Raw genomic sequence first — 7,309 nt, 5'->3', positions numbered from 1 at the left:
CGATCGCCGCGCCGGCGCTGGCGGAGCTGGCACGGGGCAGAAAGAGTGCCTGCATCCTGATCTGCGACATCACGCGCCCGGTGCCGAACCGGCTGTTCCTGCGTCCGATGGTGCAGACCATGGTGTCGGCCGGCATCCCGCTCGGCGCCATCACCATCCTCGTCGCCACCGGGCTGCATCGCCCGAACGTGGGCGAGGAGCTTGCCGAGCTGGTCGGCGATCCCTGGGTGATGGCCAATGTGCGGGTCGAGAACCACGACGCGCGCGACGAAGCCATGCATGTCGATCTCGGGCGCACCGCGAAGCGCGGCACGCCGATCGGGCTCGACCGCCGTTTCGTCGAGGCGGAGCTGCGCATCGCCACCGGCCTGGTCGAGCCGCACTTCATGGCCGGCTGGTCCGGCGGCCGCAAGGTGATCGCCCCCGGCGTGGCGCATCACGCGACGATCCGCACCTTCCACTCCGCCCGCTTCATGGAGGATCCGCTCGCCGTGCAGTGCAACCTCGTCGGCAATCCGCTGCACGAGGAACAGCTGGAGATCGTGCACCGGCTCGGCGACTGCTACGCGCTGAACACGGTGATCGACGAGGACCGTTCCCTCGTGCACGTCACGTTCGGCGAGGTCATCGAAAGCCACATGGCGGCCGTCGAGTTCGTCACCCAGTCCACCCGGATCGGCATGAACCGGCGCTACAGGACGATCGTCACGTCCTCGGCCGGCTATCCGCTCGACAAGACCTACTACCAGACAGTGAAAGGCATGGTGACACCGCTCGACATCCTGGAGCCCGGCGGCACGCTGATCATCGCCTCCTCCTGCTCCGAGGGGTTCGGCTCGCCCGAGTTCCGGGAGGCGCAGGCACGCCTGGTCGCCCTGGGGCCGGAGCGCTTCCTCGCCACGCTGACGGCGAAGTCGCTGGCGGAGATCGACGAGTGGCAGACCGAGATGCAGATGAAGGCGATGCGCGTCGGGCGCATCGAGCTCTACACCACCGGCCTGGACGACGAGGAGCGTCGCATCACCGGCGTCGCCATCACGCCGAACGTCGATCTCGCGCTGCAGGAGGCGATCGCCCGCCACAACGATCCGAACGTGGCCTTCATTCCCGAAGGTCCCTACGTCGTACCGGTCTTCGCCGGCGCATGACTCTCGCGATCCGCCTCGACGCAGTGGGCGGCATCGCGGGTGACATGTTTGCCGCGGCCATGGTCGATGCCTTGCCCGATCTGCGGGCCCGCGTGCTGGCAGATGCCACGGCTGTGCTGCCGCGCGGAACCGGCACGCCCGTCTTCACGCCCGGCACCAGCGCCGGCCTGCACTGCCTGCGCTTCGGGCTCTCGGCGGCCGCCGGCGACCACCATCGCCACGACCACCATCACCACGATCACTCCCACCACGCGCACGCCGGCTTTCGCGACATGGTGGCGCGCCTCGCGGCCGCACCGCTCAGCCCCGGCACGGCCGCGCACGCGACGGCCATCCTGCGCCACCTGGCGGAGGCCGAAGCCGCGATCCACCATATGCCGGTGGACGAGGTGCATTTCCACGAGATCGGCGACTGGGATTCGCTGATGGACGTGACGGCGGCGGGCAGCGTCGCCGCGGCCCTCGAGGGCGCGCGCTGGAACGTCTCCGCCCTGCCGCGGGGCGACGGCCTGGTGCGCACGCGCCATGGGCTGCTGCCCGTGCCGGCGCCGGCCACGGCGTGGCTGCTGGAGGGCTTCACCTGGCGCGACGACGGCATCGGCGGCGAGCGTGTCACGCCGACCGGCGCGGCCATTCTCCGTCATCTCGTCGACGCCGCGTCGGCGCGGGTCGCCGGTCGCCTGCAGGCCATCGGCACCGGTGCCGGCACGCGCGAGCTGCCGGGCCAGCCCAACATCCTGCGCGCCACCCTGTTCGCCACTGCGGCGGAGGCGTCGAGCGAAGATGGGCCGGGCGAAGAAGACATTGTCGTGCTGAGCTTCGAGATCGACGACATGTCCGCCGAGGAGATCGCCGTCGCGGCGGACCGGCTGCGCGCCGCCGCCGGTGTGCGCGACCTCGTGCTCGTCCCCGCCATCGGCAAGAAGGGACGGCCGGTCCACACGTTTCGCCTGCTCGTCGAGCCGACGGCGCGCGACGCCGTGGCCGACGCCTGCTTCACCGAGACCGCGACCATCGGCCTGCGCTGGCAGGCGGCCCGCCGCGCCGTGCTGCCGCGCGCGAGTGCCGCTGCCGGCGCGGTGCGCGTGAAGACAGCGAAGCGGCCTCAGGGCCCCAGCCACAAGGCAGAGAGCGACGACCTCGCCCATATCGCGGGCCTCGACGCACGCCGCGCCGCCAAGCGCAAGGCGGAGGAGCCATGACGGCGCTGGAAGCCATTCTGTTGGACCTGCCGGGCCTCGCGATCGCGGTCAGCGGCGGGGTGGACAGCATGACGCTCGCCCATGCCGCGCACCGTGCCGGCCTGCCCGGCCTGCTGGTCGTGCATGCGCTGTCGCCTGCCGTGCCGGCGGAGGCGACGGCCCGCGTGCGCGAGCATGCGACCCGGTTCGGCTGGCGGCTCACGGAAGTGGACGCGGGCGAATTCGCCGATCCCGCGTACCGCGCCAACCCGGTCAACCGCTGCTATTTCTGCAAGACCAATCTCTACGCGCGCATCGCCCACGTCACCGAGGGGCCGATCGCCTCGGGCGCCAACCTGGATGATCTTGGTGATTACCGGCCCGGCCTGCTCGCCGCGGCCGAGCACCGCGTCCGTCATCCGTTCGTCGAGGCTGGCATGGACAAGGCCGCCGTGCGCGCCCTCGCCCGCGCTTTCGATCTCGCCGACATCTCCGAGCTGCCCGCGCAGCCCTGCCTGTCGAGCCGCGTCGAGACAGGCATCGCGATCAGCGCGCGGGACCTGGCCTTCGTCGCGCGCATGGAGCGCGCCCTTGGCCCCCTTGTGCCGCAAGGCACGGATCTCCGCTGCCGCGTCACCCATGGTGGCATCGTCGTCGAGGCACCTGACCCGGACGAGGCGATGCGACGCATCGCGGAGGATTTGTGCGCAGGCGAACGGCGCCTCTTCCTGGGCTTCCGCCCCTATCGCCGGGGCGCCGCCTTCCTGCACGGACAGGCGTGAGCGGGTGGGCGTGAGCGACTTCGTCCTCGACTGGGAGCGCGAGGCGCGCACCGGGGTTGCCGAGGCGGTGCTCTGCGAGCCCAAGACGCCGGCACAGATCGCCGCGATCCTGGATACCGCGGCCACATCAGGCGCGCGCCTGCTGCTCACGCGGCTTGCGCCGGCGCAGCACGACGACCTGCCGGAAGTGCTGCGCAAGCGGCTCGATTTCGACGCGCTCTCGCGCACCGCGATCCTGGGGGGACCGCATCCCGGCCCGCCGGTCGAGGGCGCCCTGATCGTCGCCGCCGGCACCGCCGACCTTGGCCCGGCGCGCGAGGCGGCGCGCACGCTGGCGTTCCACGGGCACGCCGCGCCGCTGATCGCGGACGTGGGCGTCGCCGGCCTGTGGCGGCTCGACGCGCAGGTCGGCAGGCTGCGCGACGCCCGCGTCATCATCGTCGCGGCAGGCATGGAAGGCGCGCTGTTCAGCGTCATTGCCGGCATGGTTGCCGCGCCGGTGATCGCGCTGCCGACATCCGTGGGCTACGGGGTGGCGTCCGGCGGTGCGACGGCCCTCAATGCCGCGCTGTCGAGCTGTGCCCCGGGCGTCATGGCGATGAATATCGACAACGGCTTCGGCGCCGCGGCGGCAGCGATCAAGATCCTGGGGATCGCGCGCCGATAGCGGCGGCTTGGGATCAGACCGGTCTGGCGGGGCCGCGCGCCGGTGTCGATCGTTTGGCGGAAAAGCAGTTTCCAGGTGCTCACATGGTGCTCGTTCAGACCGAGTCAGAGAAGAGAATGCATCGTGTTCTTTATCTTCTACGTTTTCTGCGTGCTACAATCCTGCACTACGTCTTCTTCGTAGCCCTGGTCTTCATGAACGTCGGCCTCGGCATTTCAGGGCTCTATTCTCCAGTCGATCAATATATCGACACAATGAAACTCTTCCTGGCAGCACTCAGTGACTATTATATTCACTTCTTTTTGGTAGCCGTCGTCGTGTTTGCGACGGCGTTCTTTGTCATTCTGTACTTTTCGATTATCCATGTCTGGAAGTGGGCGCTGCGAATGTTGGTGGTTGCCACGATAGTTATTATGGTTGCCAACGCTTTCGTCTACATTGCGCAAGTGTCATTTGTCGTCGAGCTGGGCCTGGTATTTGCCGGCTTGTATTTCTTTGCCCTGGCAATCACCACTTGGGTTTTCCTGGATATTGCGATTGGTCTCTGGTCGGTGGCGGGAACACCCGAGGTGTCCGCCTTTCGCGCCACTCTGGACAGTCGTCTCACGCGTGGTTTGTGGGGGTTGCTCAACAAGGCACTCGACCTGCCGCGGACGCCGCTTCAGTCCTGGCCGGCGCTGGCTGCCTACGGCCTGTCATTGGTCGGCATGCTGGGGTTGGCCGAGTCCTTGTCCTATTTGCTTACTTTTGGAAATATATTGAGCAAGACTTCGGCATACAGCCTCACCTGCCCGGTTGACGGCATGGAGCAATGCATGGACAGGTCCGAAAGTGCCGCTTTTGAGACCCTGCTCTGGCTTGCACTGTCGGTCATGGGAATCAAGCTGTCCCTGGCGTTGCATGCGAACGCAAAGAAACTTTCAGCTTCTTCTGTTCGTGACATCCTGAAGAATTCGGGAAAACGATACATTCTATACCTGCGTTCATTCGGGTCCGACGACATTCGGCTTCCTCGCCCCCGGCTGCCGCTGATAAGCAGAATCATGGCACCATTTCGATTCAAATCACTTGCGGAGGAGGAATTCTTCGACGTCGTGGATGGCTACATGCCTCTGATCGCCATAGGGCGGCCAGGCGATGGACAGGAGACGGCGGTCGGTGTCGCCTACCGGGAATATCTGCCGGACGATTCCTGGAAGGCCTACATAACAGACAAGGTCGTCCAGGCGGACAAGATAGTGTTGGTGCTCAATACGACCGAAGGCGTGCTGTGGGAACTGAGCTTTCTGCTCGGGATGGGAGCGTCATCCAAGGCCCTGTTCTTCTTCGATCCAAGAGCAAAGAACAAGGGCACCTGGCTTCGAATCAAGGATGCGATCATTCCAATCTTTGCGCGTTTTGGCGTCCTTCCGCCGGACTTTTCCTTTCACGGCAATGCCATAGCATTCTTTTTCTCCAAGGGCACATTGGTCGAGATCGAGAATTCAAATTGGTCAGTGTCATCGTACCGAACCGCCCTATCCACATTTCTCACGCATGGGCTCAAGTAACCCTTTGCATCAGCAGCCTTGATCCGGGACGCCTTGCGGCCGGCCCGGCGGGCAGCGCGACTGGCTTCGCGGCTGGCGCGAGCTGCCGATGAGTCGCGGCCGACGTCGACCTCTCGGGCGCGGGCGAGACGGCGATGCCTGTTGCGCCTGTCGCCTTCACGGTCCGGGCATGAAGCACACGCTCGAAGTCCGTCGAACATTGAACCGCGAAAGTTGCCGGCGGATCTTCGAGCCTCCTCCATAGGCAGCCCGCCGCTCAGTCGCTAGACTTGCCGCCTTCCAAGGTCGGTTTGCCGCCGCCCGATACGGCCCGAAAATCTCGAGGAGGATCCACATGGTCAATCGCATGAAATTCTACATCGACGGCGCATGGGTCGACCCGGTCGTCATGAAGACGGTCAAGGTGGTCAATCCGGCCACCGAGGAGCCGATCTACGAGGTCGCCGTCGGCTCGAAGGCGGACGTCGACAAGGCGGTTGCCGCCGCCCGCGCCGCGTTCGCGACGTTCTCGGTCACGACGCGCGAGGAGCGCATTGCGCTGCTCGAAAGGATCATCGACGCCTACAAGGCACGCTCCAAGGAAATCGCCGCCGCCATCTCGGACGAGATGGGCGCGCCGATCCCGATGGCCGAGCGGGCGCAGGCCGGCTCCGGCCTCGGGCACCTGATGTCGACCCTGCAGGTGCTGAAGGACTATCACTTCGAGGAGAAGGTCGGGTCGGCGACCGTCGTGCGCGAGCCGATCGGCGTGGTCGGCATGATCACGCCGTGGAACTGGCCGCTGAACCAAATCGCCTGCAAGGTCGCGCCGGCGATCGCCGCCGGGTGCACCATGATCCTGAAGCCGTCGGAGTTCACGCCGAGCTCGGCCCTGATCTTCGCCGAGGTCATGCACGCCGCCGGCGTGCCGAAGGGGGTGTTCAACCTCGTCAACGGCCTCGGCCCCGAGGTCGGGGTCGCGATGAGCGAGCACGAGGGCATCGACATGATCTCGTTCACTGGCTCGACCCGCGCCGGCATCGACGTCGCCAGGCGTGCCGCCAATACAGTCAAGCGCGTCAGCCAGGAGCTCGGCGGCAAGTCGCCGAACGTCATCCTGGAAGACGCCGACTTCACGAAGGCGGTCACCGGCGGCGTGGCCCAGGTGTTCCTGAACTCGGGCCAGTCCTGCAACGCGCCGACGCGCATGATCGTGCCGGCCGGCAAGATGAAGGAAGTGGCGGCGATCGCCAAGGCGGTCGCCGACAAGACTAGGGCGGGCGATCCGAAGGCCGAGGGCACCACGATCGGTCCCGTGGTCAATCGCGTTCAATGGGACAAGATCCAGGCGCTGATCAAGAAGGGCGTGGACGAAGGCGCGACGCTCGTCGCCGGCGGTCCAGGCCTGCCCGAGGGCGTCAACAAGGGCTTCTATGTTCGCCCGACCGTGTTTGCCGACGTGACCAACGACATGACGATCGCCCGCGAGGAGATCTTCGGACCGGTCATCGCCATCCTCGGCGCAAAGGACGAGGCCGACGCGGTCAAGATCGCCAACGACACGCCGTACGGCCTCGCCGGGTACGTTTCCGCCGGCTCGGTCGAAAGCGCCCGGCGCGTCGCCAAGCAGATCCGCGCCGGCATGGTCAACCTCAACGGCGTCCCCAACGAGCGCCTCGCCCCGTTCGGCGGCTACAAGCAGTCCGGCAACGGCCGCGAGTGGGGCAAGTTCGGCATGGAGGACTTCCTCGAGGTGAAGGCGATCGCCGGGGCGTAGAGCAGGCTCGGCGTCCTTCTTCATTCTCCTCCCCAGCTTCGCTGGGGAGGTGTCGCCGTCTTCGGCGACGGAGGGGTCATGCCTCTCATATGGACCGCGGGCGTCCCGCCCGCGCATGTTCAAGATCGGGCGGGACGCCCCCGGTCCCCGGAGTCATGACCACGCCGAATGACGGCGACGCCACCCCAAAATCGGTGGGGAGGAGAAAAACAAGCTACACCACGA

At 66.6% G+C, this 7,309-nt stretch carries 6 protein-coding genes; all 6 read left to right on the top strand.

What is annotated here, in order from left to right; genetic code table 11:
• Positions 1 to 1,148, top strand: a 1,148-nt coding sequence (gene larA, locus AB7O82_RS30590) for a nickel-dependent lactate racemase (protein WP_428620974.1), incomplete at its 5' end; no start/stop codon positions are given.
• Complete coding sequence (locus tag AB7O82_RS30585) at positions 1,145 to 2,350, top strand: LarC family nickel insertion protein (RefSeq protein ID WP_428550739.1); 1,206 nt, start codon at positions 1,145 to 1,147, stop codon at positions 2,348 to 2,350. The genes larA and AB7O82_RS30585, both read left to right, overlap by 4 nt.
• Positions 2,347 to 3,111 carry an adenine nucleotide alpha hydrolase gene (locus AB7O82_RS30580; protein ID WP_428550736.1) on the top strand — a complete coding sequence of 255 codons (765 nt, stop codon included), beginning with the start codon at positions 2,347 to 2,349 and terminating at the stop codon, positions 3,109 to 3,111. The genes AB7O82_RS30585 and AB7O82_RS30580 overlap by 4 nt, the downstream gene beginning before the upstream one ends.
• A gap of 10 nt (positions 3,112 to 3,121) precedes the next feature.
• Positions 3,122 to 3,778 carry a nickel pincer cofactor biosynthesis protein LarB gene (gene larB / locus AB7O82_RS30575; RefSeq protein ID WP_428550733.1) on the top strand — a complete coding sequence of 219 codons (657 nt, stop codon included), beginning with the start codon at positions 3,122 to 3,124 and terminating at the stop codon, positions 3,776 to 3,778.
• An 83-nt stretch (positions 3,779 to 3,861) separates the two neighbouring features.
• A complete protein-coding gene (locus tag AB7O82_RS30570; RefSeq protein WP_428620973.1) occupies positions 3,862 to 5,328 on the top strand; it encodes a hypothetical protein in 1,467 nt (488 codons plus the stop codon).
• 334 nt (positions 5,329 to 5,662) lie between these two features.
• Positions 5,663 to 7,084 (top strand): aldehyde dehydrogenase family protein, encoded by a 1,422-nt coding sequence (locus AB7O82_RS30565; RefSeq protein WP_428550728.1) that lies wholly within the window; start codon positions 5,663 to 5,665, stop codon positions 7,082 to 7,084.
• Positions 7,085 to 7,309: the final 225 nt, after the last annotated feature.

This window comes from Reyranella sp. (genome assembly GCF_050185545.1).
GTDB lineage: Bacteria > Pseudomonadota > Alphaproteobacteria > Reyranellales > Reyranellaceae > Reyranella.
Note: the sequence above shows the minus strand (reverse complement) of the source record. Positions and strands in the feature narration are given on the sequence as shown.

Excerpts from the sequence above, each read along its gene's own strand:
- AB7O82_RS30585 (WP_428550739.1), top strand. The coding sequence starts at position 1,145 with ATGACTCTCGCGATCCGCCTCGACGCAGTGGGCGGCATCGCGGGTGAC.
- AB7O82_RS30580 (WP_428550736.1), top strand. The coding sequence starts at position 2,347 with ATGACGGCGCTGGAAGCCATTCTGTTGGACCTGCCGGGCCTCGCGATC.
- AB7O82_RS30570 (WP_428620973.1), top strand. The coding sequence starts at position 3,862 with ATGGTGCTCGTTCAGACCGAGTCAGAGAAGAGAATGCATCGTGTTCTT.
- AB7O82_RS30565 (WP_428550728.1), top strand. The coding sequence starts at position 5,663 with ATGGTCAATCGCATGAAATTCTACATCGACGGCGCATGGGTCGACCCG.